The following is a 23,167-nucleotide window of genomic DNA, read 5'->3' as shown; positions in this document are numbered from 1 at the left end:
GGGCGTTACTTGGTGTTCGACTTTTCCATCTCAGAGGCAATCTTCAGCGCGTTCGCAATGCCATCCTTCAGGATCTGTGTCGACAATTCCTTATCTGGAACGATGCGAGAAAGTTGCAGCGTTCCGACCATCACAGCCCAGATGGCGCCGGCGGCCCTCATTCGTGCCTTCACGCTGGCCTCGGAAGAAAGACGATTCGCAATACACTCGATAGCTTCAGTAGTCTTCTCGGTAACGGTCGCGCGCGTTTCTTCCGGGCGATTCTTTAGTTCCGATGCGAGCGCCGCCACAACACAACCGGTTCCCGGATTGTCTCGATGTGCAACGCTTAAATAGCGTTCCACAATCAATTTCAGGCTGGTTTTACTGCCGTCGTCCGAATTGTCGAAGATGCGGCGCAAGGTTTCGTCAGCAGCACTTCCAATAGCCTCTCCGACTAACTCTTCCTTCGACGTGAAGTGGCTGTAAAAGCCACCCACGGTCAGGCCGGCGCGCTGCATCACGGCGGCAACACCGACTTTCTCAATTCCTTCTTCGCGGAAGATCTGAGCAGCGATCTTGACGATGTGATTATGCGTATCGTCTTTATGCCCTTTTGCGTAGCGCATGAATGGTCCTTGATCCTTACCTGGCGAAGCCGCCGTCAAAAGTCAAATGAAAACCCTTTACCATTGTTGCGGATCCGTCCAGCGTGCGGCGCACCGAAATGCGCCGGAAACATCAAGGAGTTTCGCTCAGCGCAATCGTTGAGGACGCGCATGCGCGAAGTCACCGCCTGTTCGGGGTTCATGCAGAACTGGCTGTTCCAATCCGGTCGATAGATTTGTATCGGATGGTGCATCACGTCGCCGATGAAGACTCCCTCGTCTTGCCCGCTGATCAGGCGCAGCATGATGTGGCCGGGAGAATGACCAGGGGTCGGTTCAATCAAGAGAGTGTCGCTCAGCTGATCTGTCATGCTCACCACATGATCCTGCTGAGCCGCGATGACTGGAAGAACGGAGTCGGTGAAGACATTGCGAGGCTCTTCCGGGAGGTAGGCATTTTTTGAGGGATCCCAGAAGTCTAGTTCTTCGCGCGAAAATACATACTTCGCGTTAGGAAATGTCGGTACCCACCGCCCGTCAAGCAGACGGGTATTCCAGCCGACGTGGTCGACATGGAGATGAGTACAAAGGACATAGTCGACCTCTTCTGGTTCGACACCTACACTCCGAAGTCGATCGAGGTAAGGCGCGTTCAGCTGATGGAAGTGTGGTGACCCGGGTCGGTTCTTGCCGTTGCCACAACACGTGTCGACCAAAATCGTATGCTGGGGCGTCCGTATCAGCCAAGAGTGCACCGACATGATGACCTGATTGGTCGATTGCTGATAGAAATTGGGAGACATCCAATGGCCGTGCTCTTCGAGTACCGCAGGGTCCCAGGTGGCAAACAAATCTTCCGGCCGAAAGCTCGGCCCATGCAGTTCCTCGATGCGCGTTACTGTTACTTGTCCGATCTGCCAGCTTGTCCCGCCAGTCGTTTTCATTGTTGGCTTTCCCTTCTGTTTGGAGTGCAAAGTTGCTCGCAACCCGGATAAGTAGCGACCGTTACGACGCGCTAACTGCGGATCCAGTGTGGCTGACAGGACGGGGCCACATGGCACCCGATAGTTCTGTGGCCACGCATATGGCCGCGGCAATAATCATTGCGGCCGCGACGACGGCGAACAGGTCTGCTTGAGGTAGGCCGAAGACGACGACGGCCATCCATCCGCCACCGGCCGCGATCAATAGGCGCGCCGTGCCCGCAAAAAAGATTCGCCACATATGACCGCTGCCCTGCGCCGCGAAGCCAAGGGCGAAGACGATTCCGTTAGCGGCATAGAAGGGCGCAACGACATGCAGATAGAGCGAACCCGTCTCCATGATTGCCGCATCATGCGAAAACAGGCCGATCCACTGGCCGGGAAAGATCGCGACGAAAAGGCCCACCGCCTCTGTGATGGCGACGCTGGCAGCGACTCCAATCCAAGCAATCTTCCTCGCTCTCGCAACTTGTCCAGCACCTACATTAGTGCCGACCATTGTCAGGATTGCGGTTCCGATTCCGAATAGGACAGGAATGAGGACGTAGTCAAGCCTGGATGCAGTCCCATACCCTCCGATCGCGTCGATACCGAACTTGCCCACTGCTCCGGTGACAAGTAGCACCATGACATTCAACTGAATGGTGCCGAGCGCAGCCAACACCCCGACCTTGAGGATGTCGCGGAACAACGGCCATCTAAGGGATTCAAGTGAAAGACGCAAACTAGACCGTCCGCTGGCCATGTATCGCAACAGAGCGGCTGCAGCTACCCAATAGTAGAGGCTGACGGCTATGCCAGCCCCTGCGAGGCCAAAGCCGTGAAACGGGCCAATCCCGAAAATGAGCAGAGGTGACAGCGGTACCAGAATGGCTGTACCGATGAACGTCACCATCGCCGGCACCCGGACATTGCCGATTCCCCGAAGCGCGGCCGACAGGAGGTTGACAATCCATATTGGGATGGCTGCGAGGAAGACGAAAGTCGAATAAGTCTTCGCAGATTGGAGCGCCTCGCCAGTCCCTCCTAACGCGCTGTAGAGGCGGGAGCCCATTCCGATCGTGAGGATCGAAAATGCTAGGCCGAAGGCAATCGCAATAACGACCGCATGCACGACTAGAGAGTTGGCGTCGCCATGCCTTCCCGCACCAGCGGCCCGTGCGACTGCCGAAGCGACTCCGCCACCAATCCCTCCGGCAGCCATCATTGTCATGAGCATCCAGATGGGAAACACCAACGCGACGCCGACCAATGCCGGCTTGCCTAGAAACGACACGTAGTACGTCTCGGCAACGTTAACAAGTGTTTGCGCGACGAGGACACCGATCGTTGGAAGTGCCATGCGCATCATCGTTGCGAAGATCGGTCCGTGCAGCATCGCTTCACGCGTTCGGAGCTTCGCGGCCTCGCGCTCATTCTGAGTCGTCAATTTTGGCTCTCCCTCATTGGATTGTCCCGACTGCCCTTGGATCGATGTCCCGCGGGCCGTAATGTCGTTGGTCATCTTTATATTACGATCATAATACTATAAAACACGCGAGCGATGCAACGACGCTAATCGCGCACATGCTAGGAGCGTTCGTTACGGGAGGGTCGAGGATTCAAGGGGCAGTCGGGATAACGACCGAACGTCATTTCCGTGCTGTTATGTCGAGAGGTTTTGTTCGCGGTGCTTTTGTCAGATCGCCTGACGCTGAATGACCGCTGTCCTCGGTAAGAGACGTTGACGTAGCGAACAAGGAAACGGCGGCATTGGGTCGGGAGTGTGAGTTCGCTGATGCAGTAAGCTGCCGTCCGACTGCACGATGCCGCCACCGTCAGCAATCCGTCACATTGCTGACGTAGAACCCGGCCCGTCCCAATGGCAGCAAAGGCCGAGAACCTGCCGCCCGCTTTGGACTTGCGGAAGACCGTTGGACCCCAGAAACGGCTACGACGCGGGGCGACCCGGCCAGCCAGCCTGACCGGACGGGACCTGCCAGTCCGTGTCCGAGCGTGGCCGCCGGGGGCGTACAGCCAGTGTGGCGGTGATAACCGGACTTATCACGGCATGCCGCCCCCGGGGCGAGACGGGGTGGGTTGCGCGCGGGCCACCCGTGCTCCGGCACACACGGTAAGAAAGAGGGGGCAGGGAATGCAGGCGAACCGGTCGTTGACCCGTACCAGGACTGGACCCCCGTCACGTTTTTCGAAGGGGACTCGGGGTTATCAAGGCAATCGGTTTGGAGCTGGCGCAGGGTAGAGGTACAAGGACGCGGTTGGAGTGGTCGAACTGAGGCGAGACCTTATGCTTCTCTGCAAGCCATCCCGACGGAAGAGGGCGGGCACGAAGTGTCTGACCGAGGAGCATTGCGGCTCCGATCTCGGCCTGCTGAGAACACGTGCCGAGATGGCCGAAGACAGCGGTTACCGGATTTCCGGCACGAAGATCCTCATATCGGGCGGCGAACACGACCTGACCGACAATATCGTGCACTTCGTGCTCGCCCGATTGCCGGATGCACCGGCCGGCTCGAAAGGGATCTCATTGTTCCTTGTTCTCAAGTGGCTGCCGGATGACCAGGCGAACCGGTCGTGCGCAATGCTGTACGCTGCGACTCGGTCGAACACAAGATGGGGATAAGTGGCAACGCGACCTGCGTCATGAACTGACCGAGCAACTTGAACTAGCGTTTCCTCAATACCACGCGTAACCACGTCATCGCGGAAGGACCAGCAACGTCGACGTAGCTGATGCATAGAGACGCCCTGACATGTCGGTCAGCCGACCCTCGGTGAACGCGATGCGTTTTCCAATCGAGATTACCTTCGCTTCTGCGCGAACCGGACCGGTCTTGATCGTGATCGGGCGATGGTAAGAAACCTTCAGTTCAATAGTCGTATAGCCCTGTTCTGCGCTCAAGCACGAGTGGACCGCGCAGCCGCATGCCGAATCCAGCAACGCAGCTGAATAGCCGCCGTGAACGGTCCCTTGCGGATTATAGGTTTTGGCTGCCGGCGAGGCCGCAAAGACCGCGACGCCCTCGTCTATTTCGATGAGCTGAAAATCGAGTGTCTCGCCCATCGGCGCTCGTCGACCTTCGTCGATTTGACGCCGCAACGTTTCAAGACCACTCATTGCTTGTTCTGGGGTGAGAGTCATTCGAGAATCGGTCCTGGTCAGTCTAAAATGAAGTGATCAATGCGGAAGGTTTTGCTTGTCCGATCAGTACGACGCCCGACGCTTCTCAAGAAAGGCAGTAATGCCTTCGCCGCCGTCCCTGTGATAAAGCGCGTCCAGAAAGGTCGTCTTTTCGTACTCCAGATATGCAGTTCGAGCCTGCGATGCCGCTTGTTCGATCAGTTGCTTCATCAAAGCCAACGCATGTGGCGAACGCTGTCCCAGAGACTCGGCGAGTTCCGTCGCAGCGGCTATTGTGGACCCCGGTGAGACGGTCCGGTTCACGACCCCGTATGCGGCAAGCTGCCCGGCCGCTAAAGCCGCTCCGTTTAAGAGCGCGTCGCTCACCACCGCCTTCGGCAGGCTTCGCACGAGCTCCCACGCACCGCCCCCGTCGGGTGTCAGCGCAACTTTGATGTAGGACATGACGAATTTCGCGGTGGTCGCGGCAATGATGAAGTCGCATGCCAGAGCGATGGAGAGTCCCGAACCGGCTGCGAACCCTTCTACGGCGGCTATCACCGGCTTCGGACACGCACGAATTGCGGCCGTGCACCGGTTGAGCCCCTCGATGCTGTCTGCCTGAACCGACCGCGGACGCGAGCGGTTGCCGAGCAGCCGCACAAGGTTCCCGCCGGCGCTGAATACACCATCGGCACCGCTCAGGATCACGCAGTGGACGGCGTCGTCCTCAGCCGCGTTCGTCAATGCATTCGCGAGCGCGTCATACAGCGCTGGCCCCAGCGCATTTCTCGCCGCGGGGTTCGATAGAGTCAGAAACAGCGTGCCGTCGCGGCGTTCAGATAACAGGTGCCCTTGCATAGTGCGGATCGTCTCCACATGAAGTCATGCTGTGCCGGCGTCTTCAACCGGACGATTTCTTGCGCGCGGTTTTGCGACTTTTTTGGCCGGTGGTGGCGGGTTGTCGGCGTCGTTGCTGCCGTTCTCGGAGGCGATCAACCCGGTCAGGATGAATTTGAGCAATCCCTGACGCCACTTTTCGAACGACACCTTGCGTTTAAGGCTGGGTCCGACCGGGCGGTCGCTGTAAAACATACTGAGCCCGTGAACGGCTGACCACGCGCATCGCACTTTCAACTCGTCGAAACGCTCGCTTGCGCCACGCTCGGCGAAGTAATCCTCCACGGCACCATGCAGTAACTCATACGAAGCGTTGCCTGCGGCGAGCAACTCAGGATAGTGCTCCTTGCCCACAATCTGCGGCCCGAACATCAGGAAGAACAAGGCAGGTTGCGTAATGGCAAACTCGATATAACCGTCCATCACCACGAGCAGGCGTGCCTCTGCGGTCATCTCGGGCAGTAGGCGCGCACGCCGAACGGTAATCAGTTCCCAGAAGCCGTCGGTCGCGATCGCAGCCAGTAGTCCTTCCTTGTCCGCGAACTGGTTGCGCGGCGCGCCGTGAGATACGCCGGCGAGCCGCGCGGCCGAGCGCAGCGTCAATCCGTGGATGCCCTCGCTGGCGAGAATCTCCCGGCCGCAGCGGATCATCTCTTCGCGCAGATTGCCGTGGTGATACGGGCGTCGAATGGCAGCAGGCAAGGCTTTGGTCATGGCGAGTGGTAGTCGGTAGCGGTAACGGGATATCAAGTTTAACGCGGACGCTGCACCGCAAAAAGACGTGCCAGGCGAGTTCGGACCAGCCCCGCCGAGCGATGCAACTCACCCTGGCATGCCGACGTCATTCGAACAGAAACTCGTACTTAACGACCATCGTAGCGAAAACGCTACGAACCGTGGCGATCGCCTCATCTCTTTCCTCGGCCGTCAGTGTCGCGGGCATCACCAGCGTCGACATCACGCCGCGGTCCCCCCGGTCGTCTACGCGAATATCGACCACGGGCACCGGCGGCTGTCCCTGCGCGTCGGCGAGCATCTGCCATTGAACGCGGCGAATGGCGTCGTTGCGCAAGCTGTTCTTCTGGATCTTCCCGACCGACGTCTTCGGAATCGCGTCGACGAGATAGAACTGTTTCGGTACTGCAGCACGCTCAGGAATGACTTCGTAGGCATAGTGCTTGAGACGTCCGAGCGGATAAGTGGAGCCCGCGTTCAACGCCACATAGACCACCGGCAACTCGCCAGCGTGCGCGTCGGGAACGCCGACTGCTGCCGCGTCGAACACGTCGGGATGCCGGTACAGGGCTTCCTCGATCATGCGGGGGTCGATATTGTTGCCACCGCGAATGATCAGATCCTTCGCGCGCCCCGTGAGCCAGAAGTAGCCTTCTTCATCGGCGTATCCGAGGTCGCCTGTGTTGAACCAGATGTCGTCCATCCAGATATCCTCGTTGTGAGCGCCGCCGAGGTAACCCGGAAAAATGTTGGGACCACGCACCACGACGATGCCCGGTTCAAGCGGCGCGCAATCGCGCAGAATACGGCCATTCGCCACTTTCACGGCCTTCAGTTCTTCATACGCAAAGCGAAAGCCGATCGATCCTACGCGTGCTTCGCCGTAGCGCGGGTTGGTCGCGCTCAGTGCTGTACCTTCGGTCAGGCCATAGCCTTCGATCAGCGTTGCGCCCGTCTTCTGGGTGAACGCTTCGGCGACTGCAGCCGAGAGGGGCGCTGTGCCGCAGGTTGCAGTCTTGAGCGAGCTGATATCAGCGCCATCGAGCGGGATATTCAGCAACAAATTGACGACCGTTGGCACCATGCTGAGCGTGGTGACGCGAAAGCGCTCAACGATTTTCCACATGTTGCGGATCACGGACGGATCACGCCAGCCGCTTGCCGACAACATGACCACCGAAGCGCCAGCCGCCAGCGGCATCAGACAACTGGTCAGGACGCCTGTGACATGGAACATGGGTACGCCGCACACGCGCACGTCGAACGCCCGAACGTCGTACTGCAAAGCGCTGATCCAAGCCATGAAGACTTCATTGGCGTGTGTGTGCAACGCGAGCTTGGGTGTGCCGGTCGTGCCGCCGGTGTGGAACATGGAGGCGATGTCGGACGGCGCGATGATCCGGCCGCTGTCAAGCCTACCGCCGTTGAACTCAGGCAGGCGCGCGAGCAGATCAACGATGCTGCTGTCGCGAACTGCTGTGCCGCCTGCCTTTATCCAGTGCTTGACCGCCGGGAGGTCCTGACGGATCTGCATGGCCTTGTGCCATGCCTCGATATCGCCGTCCGGGCCATAAGTAATCACTGCCTTGGCTCCCGCTTGCCGTAGCAATGCAGCAATGATTTCTGGCTCGAGCATCCAGCTTACCGGGCAGACGATACCGGCCGCCTCCGCGCCCCAAATGGCGTATTGCGACTCCGGCGTGATGGGCATGATCACGCCCACCACATCGGTCGGACCGATGCCGAGCGAGTGAAGGAGGTTGGCTGTTTGCGTGATCCTTTCGAACAATTGCCCGTGCGTGATCGTGCTCGCTCGGTCCAGTTCGTCGCCGGAGTCGAAGTAATGCAGTGCCGCAGCGCCCGGCTGCCGTATGCTCCTCTCGCGCAGCATCGCGTAGGTGCTGTCGGGCAGGTGCCGCTCGGCAAGCGGCGTTTGTTCGAACGCCTCGATGTCCGCCATGGTGCGAACCATCAAGCGCAGGTCGTCGTGCGAAGCCGGCGTGTTCATGCACGAGTCGATTTGTGTAGTGGACATGTTCATGAACCTTTATAGACAGGTCGACGCTTGTTAAGGAATGCGTTTCCGCCTTCATGCATGTCGTCGGTACTAAAGAGCGCCGAGAACGCTAGCGACTCCATCATTAGCGCGACGTCGAGATTGGCGTCCTGGCCGGCATGAATCAGGAGCTTTGCCAGCGCGATGGAGTGAGGCGATTTCTCGGCAATCTTTCGTACGTAGTTCTTCGCCTCGTCGAGCAACTCGGCGGGACGCACGACCTTGTTGACGAGACCGATCCGATACGCTTCGTCCGGCGTAATAACCTCGCCGGTGAAGATCATTTCCTTCGCCTTGGTCGCGCCTACCAGCCGGACAAGCCGCTGCGTGCCTCCGCGCCCCGGGATTAGCCCGACGTTCGTCTCGGTCTGGCCGATCTGCGCATTGTCCGCGGCCACCCGCAGATCGCAAGCCATCGCCAGTTCCAGCCCACCGCCGAAGCACGGTCCGGCGATAGCCGCAACGATGGGCACAATGCTGTTGTGGATCAGCGCCCACAAATCGGGTGTGCCACTCGTTGGCGTGAAGACGTCCATCGGACGGCGCACCAGCATCTCGTTCAGATCTCCGCCCGCAACGAACGCCTTCGTACCGCCCCACAGCACAATGCCCCGCACTGACCGGTCCGCGATCAGCACAGACAAAGCTTCATACAGGTCGCTGCGCAACGCGTTGTTGATGGCGTTGTATTTTTCAAGTCGGTTCATTGTGACGACAGCACAACTTCCGTCCCGGTCGACGAACACGGTGCCGTATTCCGTCTTTGCTGCGTTAGCCGTTGAATCAGACATGACTGAGTCGCCTCCCAAGGTTCAATGGATGAATTCGAACAAGCCGGCCGCACCCATTCCCCCTGCTGCGCACATGGTGACTACGCCGTATTTCGCTTTGCGCCGGCGTCCTTCCATCAAGATGTGGCCGACTTGACGCGCACCCGTCATGCCGTACGGATGACCGATCGCAATGGCACCGCCGTTCACGTTAAGGCGCTCCTCAGGCAGACCAAGGACATCGATGCAATAGGTCGCCTGGCAACCAAATGCTTCATTGAGCTCCCAGAGGTCAATGTCGTCGATGCTCAGGTTGTTGCGCTCGAGTAGTCGCGGCACGGCCTTGATCGGTCCCACGCCCATCTCGTCCGGCTCGACGCCCGCCGTAGCAAGGCTGATGAAGTAGCCGAGCGGCGTAAGGCCGCGCCGCTGCGCTTCCTGCTCGGACATGATGACAACCGCTGCGGCGCCGTCGGAGAACTGGCTCGCATTGCCGGCCGTGACCTGGAATCCTTCACCCTTGACGGGCGGTAGCCCCGCGAGGGTCTCGAGCGTGGTGTCCGGGCGGTTGCCTTCGTCCCGCGTCAGCAGGCACTCGACCGTCGTTGTTTCGCCAGTCGCTTTATCGACGACTCCTTTCAGAGACGCCAAGGGCACGATTTCATCGTCGAAGATGCCGGCCGCTTGCGCACGGGCCGTACGTTGCTGGCTTTGCAGCGAGAACGCATCCGAACGCTCGCGCGAGACGTGGTAACGGCTCGCCAGCGTTTCGGCTGTTTCGATCATGTGGGTATAGACATCAGGGCGATGCTCGGCGAGCCACGCTTCGCGTTGCGCCGTCTTGAGCGTGACCGGCTGCGACAGGCTGATCGACTCTACGCCTCCAGCCACCATGACGGGAACCTTGTCTACCAACACACGCTGGGCCGCAAAGGCGACGGCCTGTAGTCCCGACGCGCAGAAACGAGTCAATGTAGTACCGCTCACCGACACCGGCAAACCGGCGCGAATGGCGGAAGCGCGCGCGATGTTGCCGCCGGTTGCTGCTATCGGCTGGCCGCAGCCAAACACGATGTCTTCCACTTCGGCGCCATCGAGATGGGCACGCGCGACAGCATGTTTGATCACGTGGCCAGCCATGGTCGCGCCGTGGGTTTGGTTGAACGCGCCGCGCGTCGCTCGGCCGATTGGGGTACGTGCGTACGACACGATTACTGCTCGGTTCATGGATATCTCCTGGTTACTTTTGTGCAAGCACGCCGGGCAGACGTGCAATATGGACAGTGGATACATTGGTCGTATAAATCACCGAATCGCGTCTATGTATCCATTGTCTATATCGTAGTAATGCATCGACTCCTCGTCAACATAAAAACGCGCTTCATCGGGGTATACATGAACTGCTAAGCGAACCTGGTGGATGTGTATATGACCCAAATAGCCTTATCGCATAAGGCTTAAGGCGAGCTTGGCAAAGTCGTTTCGAGTTGACTGGCAATGCTGCCCCCGTCATAGGGGTTAGCCCTGAGGCGGGATGCATTTGCTTGACGCGCGTAATCCTCGTTACTAGCATGTAGACGGTGGATATATTGATCGATTTGAAGCAATAGAGTAATTGTGAATGTCCGTCTGCCCCAGGAGATGATTGATGGACTTCGACGGAACGCGATTGATCAGGGCGCCTCGCGCCGACGTATGGAAACGGCTTAACGACCCTGCCATGCTGAAGACGTGTTTGCCCTGTTGCGAATCGTACGCAGCCGCGCAAGATTAGCGGGCGATAGGCGTGCAACAGATCAGTGATTGTTGCGTTCGATTTGAATGATTTTTACACGCTAAATTATTAGTATAACGAATTAGTTACCAATGAAACTTAAACAACCGAACGCTCGCAACTGTAAATCAGATATGAGGCGCTGGAGATGAGAATGCTCAGGAAAATTCAGCGGATTTCGAGGGGCGTAAGAAGCCGGACGCATTGCACGGTTGCCCGATCGTTGGGTGCGCTCGCCGTCCTGCTGGGAGCCGGGGGGCACGAGGCGCACGCGCAGTCGTCGGTGACGCTCTATGGTCTCATCGATGCGGGGCTTGTCTATCGCACCAACACCGGTGTCGCCGATGGCAAGTCGGCGAGCTCGATATCGTTTTCCGGCAACAATCATGCAACCAGTCGATGGGGTTTGATCGGCTTCGAGGACATCGGCGGTGGCACCCAGGTAACGTTCAGGCTTGAAAGCGGTTTTAACCCCTCGAGCGGTGCCGGCGACTTCGGGTTGCCATTTCCCAACGCGACGAATTCTCTGTTTGATCGTGGGGCGATCGTGGGCGTCGTCGCGCCGTGGGGTGCGCTCAAGGTTGGGCGAAACTGGACACCGCTTTACGACGCCTATAGCGCGGCAGACATTACGGGCTTCTCGCTGACCGGGTCGCTCGCAAGCGCCGTTTTCCAGAACTCGTCAAACATCAATCCAGCGCTTCCGGCAGCGGCTGCCGCGACGGGCGCAAACAGTGCCGTGAACGGCGGGTTCCTCTATCAGTGGCTGAACAACTCGGTCAAATATGAGCTCCCCGCGAATCGCTTCGGCTTCTCGGGGAGCGCCTTGTACTCGTTCGGCGGGACTGCTGGAGAATTCCAAAATAAGCAAGCATGGTCTGCAAACCTGAACTGGACAGGCGGACAACTGGAATTGCTAACCGCTTACTACGACGCACGCGATCCGACGGGCGCTACCAACGAGAACTGGCTACGCGCCTACACGCTCGCCGTCAAATACACCTTCGGCATAGTGAAAACCGCCTTCGATTTCATCAAATTCCGCAATCCGACCACGGGCGCCAACCAGAATTACTACTTCACAGCAGTCGCATGGCAGGTAACCCCTTCGTTGCGTGTCACGGGTAACTGGCTGTACCTGCAGGACCTGCAGCAAAGCACAGCGGGAGCCAATCTATACCGCGTGGGCGGGGAGTATTTCCTTTCGAAGCGCACATCCCTCTATACGGACGTCGCGTTCGTGGACAACAAGCCGCGCGGCACGCTAGGAGCCGGCGTGAACAGTAGTCCGGTCAGTTCCAATGCCGCGACCATCGGGCGTAATCAGACTGCAATCACCGTCGGTATGCGCACGACCTTCTGAGCGAGCCAGCCGCCATGGAAACGAACATGAATTCACCAATCGATACAATCCGCCCGACGCTGAATCGAGATGCCGACGCAACCTTGAAGCGGGCGTACGCGCGCGCCGAGTGGCGCATCGTTCCGCTGCTGTTCGCGCTGTGGCTGCTTGCGTGGGTCGACCGGGCGAACGTTTCCTTCGCCAAGCTGCAGATGCTGTCCGACCTGCGGTTCAGCGAGGCCGTGTACGGCTTCGGTGCCGGTCTGTTCTTTCTGGGCTACGTGATCTTCGGCGTGCCCAGTACGTTGTTCCAGCAACGCGTGGGCGCCCGGAAAACCATTGCCGCGATTACCGTCGGGTGGGGTGCGACAAGTATCGCGATGACGTTCATTCGCGGACCGATGGCCTTCTATGCGTTGCGATTTCTGCTTGGTGTTTTTGAAGCGGGGTTCTATCCCGGAGTCATCCTGTACTTCACCTACTGGTTTCCGGCCAAACGCCGCACCCGGAACTTCAGTATCTTCCATTCAGCCGCCATATGCTCGACGGTGGTCGTCGGCCTGACAGGCTCAGCGGTGCTCGAACACATGAGCGGGTATCTGGGCGTCGCAGGGTGGCGCTGGATGTTCCTCTTGCAGGCCGCGCCGACGCTGTTGCTCGGGTGCGTCGCGGTATTTGTGCTGCCTGACCGTCCGGCTCGGGCACGCTGGTTGTCGGACGAACAAAAGTGCCTGATCGAGAGTGACCTTGCGCGGGAAAACAGCAAGATGGCCGGCCGCGAAGATAGGCCTTGGGCATCGCTGCGAACGCCAACAATCTGGAACCTGATCCTCATCTACTTTTGTATCCTGAGCGCGAATGCGGCGTTGTCCTTCTACATTCCGACCATTCTAAAAGAAGCGGGTTTCGGCGGGTACTCGGCTATCGGCAACGCGCTCGCGGCCATTTGCGTTCTGGGGGCACTCTTGAACGTAGCATTCTCTTCCCACGCGGCTCGTCGCGACGAAATTCGCTATCACTGCGCAGTGGCTTCGGTGGTCAGTGTGGTCAGTCTGGTCGCGCTCGTGTTTGTCTGGCATGAAAACCGGGTGGCGACATTTGTCCTCTTGGTCACTGCGCTGGCAGGAACAGGAGCGGGCATTTCCCTGTTTTGGCAAATTCCGGGGCGCATGCTGAGCGGCAGTGCGGCCGCGGTTGGAATCTCATTCATCAGTTCTGCCGCGAATCTGGCGGGCTTTTTTACGCCCTGGCTCACCGGTCTGGTGAGAACACTGACCGGCCATTACACGAGCAGTTTCCTCACTGTCGCCTGTATTCAAGCCATCGCGGCAATCGCGCTGTTCGCATGGACGCCAGTGCCAGGCAGCGAAAGATGATGCACCCGGGCAGGATCGGGAAAGACCAATTCATGGAGCGACACGATGCAACATACACAAAATGTAATTTTGCTGGGGCAAGGCTTTTATTGGCAAGACATCAGTCCCGGACAACGCTTTCGAACGCACCGACGCACCGTCACCGAGAGCGACCTGATAGGTTTCATCAACGTCACGGGGATGCTTGAAGCCATCTTCATCGATGCGGACTACGAACATGGCGCCATGCGCGGACGTCCGGTTCCTGCCGCATTGACGATCGGTTTGATCGAGGGCATGCTTTTTCAGACAATGATCCAGGGTACTGGCCTCGCGCTTCTCGAGATGGGGCTCAAGACTCACCTCCCCGTGGAAGTCGGCGACAAAATCGATGCGATCATTGAGGTGCAGGAAGTCAAGCCGACGTCGAAAGGCAACCGCGCCGTTGTCACGAGCCAAGTCGATGTACGCAATCAGCGAGGTGAGCTCGTCGTGTTTTACACCGCGAAGCGACTACTCGCGGGTCGCCCTTAACCAGCGCGGTGAGGTCGTTCTTCGAGCATGTTGACGTTAAGGCTGGCTTTGCCTCGACCAATAGAATTCAGGTTGCTTTGTGCTCGTGAGATTAATGTTGCAGACGTAGTTTCATCAGACTTCATTTGGTGCGGCGCAGTGAAGGAGGTCGGCCGGCGCTCGTACTGCACTGACAGACAACCCGGCTTGCGCTACGGTGCAATGCTTGTGTCCTTTGCTGAGCTATCGTTTATTCACCTAACACTGAGCCGAATCCACCATTGATTCGGCTCAAACCAGGAGACGATGATGGAAATCAAGCCGAAAGTCCGCGAAGAAGCAGTTCAGATCAATGACATTGCGTGGAAGACATTCCCGGACGCTCTCTCGCAAGGAGGCGTTCGATGGAAGATGCTGCACGCGTCCCCTGAAATGGGCGCGTGGACGGCGATTTTCGATTGCCCTGCGGGCTCGTCCTTCAATGCGCATCTTCACGTCGGACCGGGTGAATACCTGCTGACCAAAGGACGCATGGACGTTCGTGGTGGCCGCGAACTAGGCGGCGATACGGTCGTTGCCCCCGCCTACGGCTACGAGTCAGCAAACGCGCGACACGACAAGACCTATTTCCCCGTAGATAGCGAGTTCTACATGACCTTCCTCGGTCCGCTGGCCTTCATCAAGGAAGACGGCAGCCCCATTGTGGTCGTCACGTGGGACGAAGCGCAGCGCGCCTACGCCGGCTAACGTCACAACAGGTACAGCCCGCGCTGGCGATGCGCAGCATCGCCAGTTCCGGAATTTGCTCTTCAAGGAGACTTAACATGTCAAATTCTTCTGACCACGCGGAAGGTGCGACCAAGCAGGTCCTTGACCATCATCTCGGCGCATTCGCGCATGGCGTAGATGAAATCCTCAAGGACTACGATGAACGCTCGACGCTCATCACGCCGGACAAGTCCTTTCACGGCCTGGAGGAGATAAGGGGATTCTTCAAGGCTTTCCTGGACGGTGCTGATCCCGTTTTTTGGCCCGCGTTCAAAATCACGAGCCAGAGCATCGCCGGCGAGATCGCCTATCTGGCCTGGGAGGCCAAGCCGTGGGTCTCCCTTGCAACCGACACGTTTTTTATTCGAGGGGAGAAAATCGTGGTGCAGACCTTTACCTCATTCTCGGCCTGACGGGTCACGTAAAACGGCTCTGCGGATTTCGCCGGGTGAAGCTCCGTACTTTTCCTTGAAAGCACGGCAGAAATGGCTTGTCGAGTTGAAGCCCCATCGAAACGCGATTTCCGCTATCTGCTGTCGGCTGTACGCAGGATCCGTAAGGGCCTGCTTGCAGGAATGCAGACGTCTGTCCAGAATCCAGCCGGAAACCGTCGCGTCGTTTCGCTGGAATAGCATATGCAAATATCGCAGTGAGATGCGATTCGCTTGTGCGATGCGGGCAGGGCTAAGGTCGTCTTCGTGCAGGTGCTGCAAGATGTAGTCTTGGGCGCGCCGCAGCATCGTGGCACTCGCGTCAAATGACGCCGATGGTTGCTGACCTGACAGGGCGATGCCAAGCAACTCGAGGGTGGCGCGGCTCACCGAACCTTGAACGCCGGGATCGAGCGTCGCGATTTCATTTGACAGCGCGAGCAGATGAACGGCCAGCAGGGAGCCCACTCCCGTGCGGCTTTCGATTTTCCCGCCAACAAGTGGCTGATTTCGCGCGGGTAATCGTTCCCGCATGACAGACCACGGAATCATCAGGGTTACCTTGTGCAGGCGCTCCATCACCTCGAACTCAACAGATTGATCCGTCGTCCAGACCACAACGTCGCCCGACGCGACCTCGATCCCGGAATCGCCAATCTTGAAGCGTTCCCGACCTTCCGTAGTCAGCTGTACGCCGATATAAGGTTCGTCATCGTGGCGCAACTGGGCACGCATACGTTGCCCCGAGCACGGGTCGCAAACCGTCTCGACAATGCCAGCGCCAGCGAAGTCATGCGTTTTGACGTGAGCAAAAAACGTGGCGGGAAGACGACGCGGTATTTGCCACTCGCGGTAGCTGCTGCTCAACACCGATTGCCAGGCGTCTGTCAGGTCACCCATGGGCACGTCGTTACTCGACCATTCGGTTGCTTGATTTCGCACCTCATGTCTCCGTTTCGCATCATGCGCCGCATGCTGTTACAGCATCAAATTCTGCATGTGGTCCATATGAATAAAGGCCAGGCTAGCGCGCTCATATGCAGCCGGGCAGTAGGATGTACCCTATCGATGCTCGCGTCCGATAATTGAGAGCAACGGCGGTGCCCCGCGGCGCTCTAAAATTCCACCCGTTCCTATTCGGGCGCTCGTCCAATTCGTTGCACCATCGAACTTACGGAAGGTGCCGTATGGAATATCTTGAGAGTTTGCGAGTTTTCCGCTCGGTCGTCGAGGCGAAAAGCTTTACGCGCGCTGCGGACATGCTGGGTGTTACCGCGCCGGTTGTCTCCCGCGCCATTGCGGGACTTGAGCAGCGTCTCGGCAGTCGCTTGTTTCACCGCACTACGCGGCAGGTTTCGCTGACGGAAGCGGGGGAGCACTTCTATGAAGGCTGCTCCCGGATTCTCGACGATCTGGAGGCGCTGGAAGCAGAGGCGTCAAAGCAGACGCGCGAGGCGAGCGGTGTGCTTCGACTCGTCGCCCATACGACGGCGACCGTGAACCGGCTCGTGCCGCTGATCTCGACCTTCAGGCATAAGCATCCCCAGGTGAGTCTCGACGTGACGCTAACCGAGCGCCCGGTCGATCTGGTGGCGGACGGCTATGACCTCGGGGTCGTGCTGCCCTTCATGCTGAGCAGCGACACGACAGTCACACGGCTGCTGGAGCGCATTCCCCTTTGCATTGTCGCGGCACCGCAGTATCTGCAGACGCATTCGCGGCCCGGGCATCCCTCCGAATTGGCCGAACAAACCTTCGTCGTGATGTCGCCGGCCTTGCGCAAACCTGTCCTGACTTTCCGCATGGGGCAGGAAGATGTGACCATCCCGATGACGTACGACATCGCTTCGAATAATCCGATCTTCAACCGGGAAATGGTGCTGCAGGGGTTCGGGATCGGCGTGGTGCCAGTTGCGCTGGTGCAGACGGAACTGGCCTCCGGCCAACTGATATCCATCCTCGGCGAGTTCGACATTGTCGACGGAGCGATCGAGATTCGGCTCGCGTACAACACGCGAACGCTGCTGCCCGCCAAAGTGAGAGCGTTTATCGAGCATGCCGCCGCGTTCTTTGAAGAAATGTCCGGCGCGCCGGCGGCGTCTGAGCCTGAGACCTGAAGATTCATCAGACCGCGGTTGGTGTCTGCCTCAACCTGTCCTCATCAGTCCAGCTGAGAGCCCAAGTCTTCTGTGGCCGTTATAGATTGTTGCGCCTGCGAGCATTGATCGGCTCCCGCAGCACCACTAATCTGTGCGCATGCACACTCAATCACCCGAAAACGACGACTGTTTCGCCGTTCGCCAGGCTGCCAGGCACATTTCGCAGCTTTACGAGCGGCATCTGTCGGACGCGAACATCACACCGACGCAGTTCAGCATCCTAAGCACGCTCGGACGTGATTCGAGTTTGACGATGGTCGAGTTGGCACAGGCGATGGTGATGGACCGAACCACGCTCGTGCGCGTGCTCGGACGGTTGCTGCGCAGCGGTTTTGTCGCCGATGAGCCTGACGGGCAGGGCAAGCGACGTCTCCAACTGGTTCTGACCAGTAGCGGCCACGCGAAGCTTGAAGAGGCGGTGGTGTGCTGGCGTGCGGCCCAGGACGAGTTTGAGCGCAAGTTTGGACATCAGCAGGCGGCCTACCTTCGACGCGAGCTTTTCCGCGTCACGCGCGACGTTTCGAAAGCCTAAAGAAAGATCGGGCCACCAGCCCATCCAGCAGTCGTAGTCTTGCGTTTAAATTAGTGCATATACACATGTTAATCATGTCGAGTCCATTCACTCCCGTGCATGGATACCTGAAGGCTATTGTGTGCATATGCACTATAAGACACGCGAACCGTGCGAAGACATGTTCCCCAGATGAGTGAAAGGAAAATCGAAACCATGATGAATCACTACCAACCCCAGCTGCGAGCGAGCGCATGGGTGGCCTCGATAGCCGCGGCGGTGGCGGCGCTCGCCCTGGCCGGATGCGTCAACTACGGCGGCATCAAAAGCGACAAGCAGATCGAGCCTCCCGCAAAGTTCGAGACGAAGGAGAGTTTGCCCGCCGAGGGCGGACAGTGGCCAGCAATGGATTGGGCTAAACAGTTCGGCGATCCTCAACTGCCCACACTGATCGACGAGGCGTTAAAGAGTAATCCGACGATCGACCAGGCACGCGCCCGCATCGAGAAAGCAACTTCATATGTCGGCAGCGCCAACTCGACCCTCTATCCGAATGTAACGGGCAGCTATGCCTGGACGCGGCAGCTCTATACGGGCAATGGCATCGTTCCGCCGCCGTACGGTGGCACGTGGCAGAGCGAGAACAACGTGCTCGCCAGTGCTTCGTTTGACCTCGACCTGTGGGGCAAGAATCGGGAGAAGCTTCGTCAGGCCATCTCGCAGGAAAAGGTAGCCGACGCCGAAGCCGAGGAGGTGCGTATCTCTCTCTCCGCTTCGGTGGCAAGCGCATACAACCATCTTGCGCAGCTCTATGCGTTGCGTGATATCGAGGTTCGCGAAGTGAAGAATCGCCAGGATATCGGGCGAATCACGGATGGACGCGTTGGTGCGGGACTCGACACCAACGTGGAACGGCAAACCGCATATGGCGAAACCGCAACGAGCCGCTCCAGCGTCAGCGACCTCGATGGACAGATCACGACCGTACGCTACCAGTTGGGCGCGCTGCTTGGCGAGGGGCCGGACCGCGGCCTCAGGATCGCCAATCCGGCGCTTGGAGATGGTGCCAGCGTCGCGCTTCCCGACAACCTGCCTGCCGACCTGCTTTCGCGTCGCCCGGACATCGTCGCGGCCTACTGGCAGGTGGATGCGGCAATCCACGATGTGAAGGAAGCGAAGGCTGAGTTTTATCCGGACGTCAATCTCTCCGCAGCGGCCGGACTGGATGCGTTTGGCTGGGGGCGCCTGCTTACGGCCGGAAGCCGGCAGATTCAGGCGGGACCCGCGATTCATCTTCCTATCTTCGATGCCGGTGCTTTGCGCTCCCAACTGAAGGGCCGCTATGCGGACTTCGACTACGACGTCGCAACGTACAACCAGACGTTGATCAACGCGTTATCCGATGTTGCCACGCAGGTCACGCAGATCCACTCAGCCGACCGTCAACTGGTCGATGCGCAGCAGGCACTGGATGCGCAGACCAAGGCGTATCAACTTGCCATCGTTCGATACAAGGCGGGCTTGAACCAGCAACTGCAGGTGCTGAACGCGGACGATAACCGGCTCGCGGCCGAAACGGCCGTCGTCAACCTCGAGATGGACCGCCGCAGCATGCAGATCGGACTGATCAAGGCACTAGGCGGTGGATTCGATGCCTCGCGCGCTGACCTTGCGGCTATAGCAGAGACACCGATTCCCGCGCCGGCCGACGGCACGGCCACTCACTAAACGATCAGATCGGCCGTCAGGCGTAGCGGCAGGACGGCGTACCTCAAACCTAGTTGGAGCTATCGATGAATACCCCTCAGTCACCGTCGGTCAACGAGCCGGCAAGGCAACCCGGAAAACGCAAGACGCTGCTTGCGCTGCTTGTCGCTGCCCTCGCAATCGCAGGCGCTGCCTATGGCGCTTACTATTTCCTTGACGCCCGTTTCCACGTGGATACCGACGATGCATACGTCAACGGTAACGTCGTCCAGATCACGCCCCAGGTCACGGGCACTGTGATCGCAGTCAATGCGGACAACACGCAGGTCGTGAAGAAGGGCGAACCGGTCGTCCAGATCGATCCGGCCGATGCAACGATCGCACTGCAACAGGCGGAGGCCAATCTGGGGCAGACCGTGCGCCAGATACATGGTCTGTATGTCAACGATGACAAATATCGTGCAGATATCGCACAACACCAGTCGGATCTTTCGAAGGCACAGGACGACCTGCGGCGCCGGCTTTCCACCGGCATGACGGGGGCAGTGTCGGATGAGGAAATCTCGCATGCACGCGACGCTGTCAGATCGGCTCAGGCTGCGCTTGACGCGGCCCGCCAGCAGCTTGGTGCCAATCGCGCACTGACGGCCAACACGTCGGTCGGGAAACATCCGGACGTACTGGCAAGCGCCGCCCACGTTCGCGACGCATACCTGGCTTATGCGCGCACCACGCTGCCAGCCCCTGTGACCGGATATATCGCGCAGCGCACCGTTCAGGTCGGGCAGCGCGTATCCCCCGGGACGCCGCTGATGTCCGTGGTGCCACTCGAACAGGTCTGGGTCGATGCGAACTTCAAGGAGTGGCAGCTTCGGCACATCCGGGTTGGACAACCTGTTGAGCTGGCGGCCGATGTCTACGGCTCCTCCGTCATCTATCACGGCAAGGTGGTGGGCTTTACGCCGGGCACCGGATCGGCACTGGCGCTGTTGCCGGCGCAGAACGCGACAGGTAACTGGATCAAGGTGGTGCAGCGGCTGCCGGTGCGCATCGCGATTCCGCCCGCAGAACTGGAAAAGCATCCGTTGCGCGTGGGTCTTTCAATGAATGTGGATGTCGACGTCAAGGACCCCACTGGTACCCAGCTCGGTACCGAGCCGACCTCGACCTACAAGACCGACGTATTCGCAAAGTATGGCGACGACGCGGATGCTGCGATCGCACGCATCATTGCCGAAAACGAATAATCGTTCCCCACTGATCAGGGGCATGTGAAAGACGCCACGCCCCTTCAGCCTGACACACAATATCATGGTACTCAGCATGACTAACAACCATCCTAACCATCCCCCGCTTACGGGGGCGACACTCGCCCTGGGCTCGCTATGCGTGGGCCTCGCGGGCTTCATGACCGTGCTTGACTCATCGATCGCCAACGTCGCCATTCCGACCATCTCGGGAAACCTGGGCGTATCGGTTGATGAAGGCACGTGGGTTATCACTGTATTTGCTGCTGCGAATGCAATCGCGATACCGTTGACCGGCTGGTTGACCCAGCGATTAGGTCAGGTTCGCCTGTTCGTCGGTTCGATCCTGCTGTTCGTATTGGCGTCGTGGTTGTGCGGCATTGCGCCAACGTTGCCGATCCTGCTTCTTGCACGTGTGCTGCAGGGCGCCGTGGCCGGACCGCTGATTCCGATGTCCCAGGCACTGCTGCTCAGTTCGTGGCCAAAGGCGAAATCCTCGCTGGCACTCTCGCTATTCTCAATGATTGTGGTGACCGGGCCGATTGTGGGGCCGGCACTCGGCGGGTGGGTCACGGACAGCTACAGCTGGTCATGGATCTTCTATATCAACATCCCGGTCGGGCTATTCGCTGCCGCGATGGTCTGGTTTCTCTACCGCAAGCGCGATACACCGGCTAAAAAGCTGCCAATCGACGTTGTCGGGCTGCTACTGCTGATCGTCTGGGTCGCGTCGCTTCAGGTGATGCTGGACAAGGGCAAGGATCTCGACTGGTTCTCGTCGAGCACGATCGTCGTTCTGACTATCGTTGCCGCAGTGGGCCTTGCGTTATTCATTGTCTGGGAGCTAACGGAGAAAAACCCTATCGTCGACCTTACCCTCTTCAAGCAACGCAACTTCCTTGGAGGCACAGTTTCGATTGCTGTGGCGTATGGAATCTTCTTCGGCACGCTGGTGTTGCTTCCGCAGTGGATGCAGGAGTACCTGGGTTATCGGGCAGTTGATGCCGGGCTCGCGACGGCGCCGCTGGGCATTTTTGCGGTGATCGGCGCACCGATCATGGGTAAGATCCTGCCGCGTTCCGATGCGCGCATCATCGGCACGTTTGCGTTCATCGGCTTTGCGACCGTCTACTACATGCGCTCGTATTTCTACACGGATCTCAGCGAAGGGTACATTATCCTGCCAACCCTGCTGCAGGGTATTCCGATGGCGCTGTTCTTTGCGCCGCTGACCGTGATCATCCTGTCAGGGCAACCGCCCGAAAAGGTGCCAGCCGCTGCCGGCCTGTCCACCTTCGGACGTATGTTCTTCGGCGGCATCGGCACGTCGCTGGCGGGCGTCGTGTGGAACAACCGGACGATCATGCACCATGAAATCCTGACGCAGCAGTCGAGTCCGACCAACCCGATATTCAATGCGCAGATGAACACCTACCGCTCTGCGCTTGGTCTGGGCCAGCAAGCATCGTATGCGTTGTTCGATCATACGGTGCAGACTCAGGCCGCCATGTTAGGGCTGAATGACGTGTTCTATGGCGCAGCGATCATCATGATTATCATTATCCCGCTCATCTGGATCACGAAGCCTGGCAAGGCTGGCGGTTCGAGTGACGCGGCCGCAGGTGCGCACTGAAAGACCGCTGGGGCACCTATCGGGAACGACAAAGGTTGTCTCGGCCAGCGGGCGCAATGGTGTCGTGTTCGGAACGCTGAATATTCCGCACCCTGCGGAATTCGCCCTCTAAGTTTGTGAGCTCGCTATGGCAAACGTGCTGCGAGGCCACTCTCGGGCTGGGTCGCGTGCACGCCGTCGCATCGGACTCGATCGAAACGCCGGCTTCGGAGCGGTTTATAGACGTCGCATTTGCTACAAAAGACGCGTGTGCGGAGACGAAACTTGCTAGGCTGCCAGGGGCTTTTCGACTGGACAACGGTGCGCGGATCACCAGAATTTCGTCGAATGCCGCAAGTGGGTCGGCCAAAGAAGTTCGTCAAGCGTCCCGATCCAATCACCTTGAGGCGTTCAACCTGTCCGTGGGCGTTGGACGCACCGTAGAGTCACGGTCCCCGAACGGTAGAGTGCGCCGATGAGGCACTAGTACAACATCCCGTAAATAAGTTGAATATTTAGCGATCTGTTTTTATCATGGAGAGATGAGCCGAGGCCGTCACGCAACGCCAGTGAAGCTGGCGAAGAAAGAAAGACAG

The 23,167-nt window shown here is 58.8% G+C and carries 21 protein-coding genes and 1 pseudogene; 12 read left to right on the top strand and 10 right to left on the bottom strand.

Annotated elements, in window-relative coordinates; all coding sequences use genetic code 11:
- Positions 1-5 precede the first annotated feature (5 nt).
- From M0D69_RS13620 to M0D69_RS13610, 3 genes are all read right to left on the bottom strand, one after another.
- Positions 6-608: a TetR/AcrR family transcriptional regulator gene (locus tag M0D69_RS13620; RefSeq protein ID WP_301782517.1), complete on the bottom strand. Its 603-nt coding sequence runs from the start codon at positions 606-608 to the stop codon at positions 6-8.
- Positions 609-643: 35 nt separating this feature from the next.
- Positions 644-1,531, bottom strand: a complete 888-nt coding sequence (locus M0D69_RS13615) for an MBL fold metallo-hydrolase (protein ID WP_301782516.1) — start codon at positions 1,529-1,531, stop codon at positions 644-646.
- Between the two features lie 61 nt (positions 1,532-1,592).
- A complete protein-coding gene (locus M0D69_RS13610) occupies positions 1,593-2,999 on the bottom strand; it encodes an MATE family efflux transporter (RefSeq protein ID WP_301782515.1) in 1,407 nt (468 codons plus the stop codon).
- A gap of 894 nt (positions 3,000-3,893) precedes the next feature.
- On the opposite strand from M0D69_RS13610, the pseudogene M0D69_RS13605 reads away from it, so the two are divergent.
- Positions 3,894-4,219, top strand: a pseudogene (locus M0D69_RS13605) (acyl-CoA dehydrogenase family protein); the annotation flags it as partial.
- A 49-nt stretch (positions 4,220-4,268) separates the two neighbouring features.
- Here M0D69_RS13605 and M0D69_RS13600 read toward each other — a convergent pair.
- The 6 genes from M0D69_RS13600 to M0D69_RS13575 all read right to left on the bottom strand — a co-directional run bounded on the left by M0D69_RS13600 (position 4,269) and on the right by M0D69_RS13575 (position 10,379).
- A complete protein-coding gene (locus M0D69_RS13600; RefSeq protein ID WP_301782514.1) occupies positions 4,269-4,712 on the bottom strand; it encodes a PaaI family thioesterase in 444 nt (147 codons plus the stop codon).
- Between the two features lie 63 nt (positions 4,713-4,775).
- Positions 4,776-5,552, bottom strand: a complete 777-nt coding sequence (locus tag M0D69_RS13595) for an oxepin-CoA hydrolase, alternative type (RefSeq protein ID WP_301782513.1) — start codon at positions 5,550-5,552, stop codon at positions 4,776-4,778.
- Positions 5,553-5,576: 24 nt separating this feature from the next.
- The gene (locus M0D69_RS13590; protein ID WP_301782512.1) at positions 5,577-6,305 is read right to left on the bottom strand and encodes a TetR/AcrR family transcriptional regulator; all 729 of its coding nucleotides are present in this window, start codon (positions 6,303-6,305) and stop codon (positions 5,577-5,579) included.
- Between the two features lie 127 nt (positions 6,306-6,432).
- A complete protein-coding gene (locus tag M0D69_RS13585) occupies positions 6,433-8,361 on the bottom strand; it encodes an acyl-CoA synthetase (RefSeq protein ID WP_301782511.1) in 1,929 nt (642 codons plus the stop codon).
- Between the two features lie 2 nt (positions 8,362-8,363).
- Entirely contained in the window at positions 8,364-9,173 is an 810-nt protein-coding gene (locus M0D69_RS13580; RefSeq protein WP_301782510.1) for an enoyl-CoA hydratase/isomerase family protein, read from the bottom strand.
- 21 nt (positions 9,174-9,194) lie between these two features.
- The gene (locus M0D69_RS13575; RefSeq protein WP_301782509.1) at positions 9,195-10,379 is read right to left on the bottom strand and encodes an acetyl-CoA C-acyltransferase; all 1,185 of its coding nucleotides are present in this window, start codon (positions 10,377-10,379) and stop codon (positions 9,195-9,197) included.
- A gap of 421 nt (positions 10,380-10,800) precedes the next feature.
- On the opposite strand from M0D69_RS13575, the gene M0D69_RS13570 reads away from it, so the two are divergent.
- The 6 genes from M0D69_RS13570 to M0D69_RS13545 all read left to right on the top strand — a co-directional run bounded on the left by M0D69_RS13570 (position 10,801) and on the right by M0D69_RS13545 (position 15,317).
- Complete coding sequence (locus M0D69_RS13570) at positions 10,801-10,926, top strand: SRPBCC domain-containing protein (protein ID WP_301782508.1); 126 nt, start codon at positions 10,801-10,803, stop codon at positions 10,924-10,926.
- A 154-nt stretch (positions 10,927-11,080) separates the two neighbouring features.
- The gene (locus tag M0D69_RS13565) at positions 11,081-12,289 is read left to right on the top strand and encodes a porin (protein ID WP_301782507.1); all 1,209 of its coding nucleotides are present in this window, start codon (positions 11,081-11,083) and stop codon (positions 12,287-12,289) included.
- A 26-nt stretch (positions 12,290-12,315) separates the two neighbouring features.
- Entirely contained in the window at positions 12,316-13,644 is a 1,329-nt protein-coding gene (locus M0D69_RS13560) for an MFS transporter (RefSeq protein WP_301782506.1), read from the top strand.
- A gap of 45 nt (positions 13,645-13,689) precedes the next feature.
- Complete coding sequence (locus M0D69_RS13555) at positions 13,690-14,157, top strand: MaoC family dehydratase (RefSeq protein WP_301782505.1); 468 nt, start codon at positions 13,690-13,692, stop codon at positions 14,155-14,157.
- A 285-nt stretch (positions 14,158-14,442) separates the two neighbouring features.
- A complete protein-coding gene (locus M0D69_RS13550; protein ID WP_301782504.1) occupies positions 14,443-14,883 on the top strand; it encodes an acetylacetone-cleaving protein in 441 nt (146 codons plus the stop codon).
- 77 nt (positions 14,884-14,960) lie between these two features.
- A complete protein-coding gene (locus M0D69_RS13545) occupies positions 14,961-15,317 on the top strand; it encodes a nuclear transport factor 2 family protein (protein WP_301782503.1) in 357 nt (118 codons plus the stop codon).
- Here the strand turns inward: M0D69_RS13545 and M0D69_RS13540 are convergent.
- Positions 15,303-16,235, bottom strand: coding sequence for a helix-turn-helix domain-containing protein (locus M0D69_RS13540; RefSeq protein WP_301782619.1), 933 nt, complete (start codon positions 16,233-16,235; stop codon positions 15,303-15,305). The genes M0D69_RS13545 and M0D69_RS13540 overlap by 15 nt on opposite strands.
- Before the next feature lie 287 nt (positions 16,236-16,522).
- Here M0D69_RS13540 and M0D69_RS13535 point away from each other — a divergent pair, with 287 nt between their 5' ends.
- From M0D69_RS13535 to M0D69_RS13515, 5 genes are all read left to right on the top strand, one after another.
- A complete protein-coding gene (locus tag M0D69_RS13535) occupies positions 16,523-17,452 on the top strand; it encodes a LysR family transcriptional regulator (RefSeq protein ID WP_301782502.1) in 930 nt (309 codons plus the stop codon).
- A 139-nt stretch (positions 17,453-17,591) separates the two neighbouring features.
- On the top strand, positions 17,592-18,026 hold the full coding sequence (locus M0D69_RS13530; RefSeq protein ID WP_301782501.1) for a MarR family winged helix-turn-helix transcriptional regulator: 435 nt from the start codon (positions 17,592-17,594) through the stop codon (positions 18,024-18,026).
- 198 nt (positions 18,027-18,224) lie between these two features.
- Positions 18,225-19,733, top strand: a complete 1,509-nt coding sequence (locus M0D69_RS13525; protein ID WP_301782618.1) for an efflux transporter outer membrane subunit — start codon at positions 18,225-18,227, stop codon at positions 19,731-19,733.
- A 65-nt stretch (positions 19,734-19,798) separates the two neighbouring features.
- Positions 19,799-20,959: an HlyD family efflux transporter periplasmic adaptor subunit gene (locus M0D69_RS13520; protein ID WP_301782500.1), complete on the top strand. Its 1,161-nt coding sequence runs from the start codon at positions 19,799-19,801 to the stop codon at positions 20,957-20,959.
- A 76-nt stretch (positions 20,960-21,035) separates the two neighbouring features.
- On the top strand, positions 21,036-22,592 hold the full coding sequence (locus M0D69_RS13515) for a DHA2 family efflux MFS transporter permease subunit (RefSeq protein WP_301782499.1): 1,557 nt from the start codon (positions 21,036-21,038) through the stop codon (positions 22,590-22,592).
- Positions 22,593-23,167: the final 575 nt, after the last annotated feature.

Source organism: Caballeronia sp. SEWSISQ10-4 2 (assembly GCF_030464885.1).
Lineage (GTDB): Bacteria > Pseudomonadota > Gammaproteobacteria > Burkholderiales > Burkholderiaceae > Caballeronia.
This window is presented reverse-complemented; position numbering and strand designations above follow the sequence as displayed.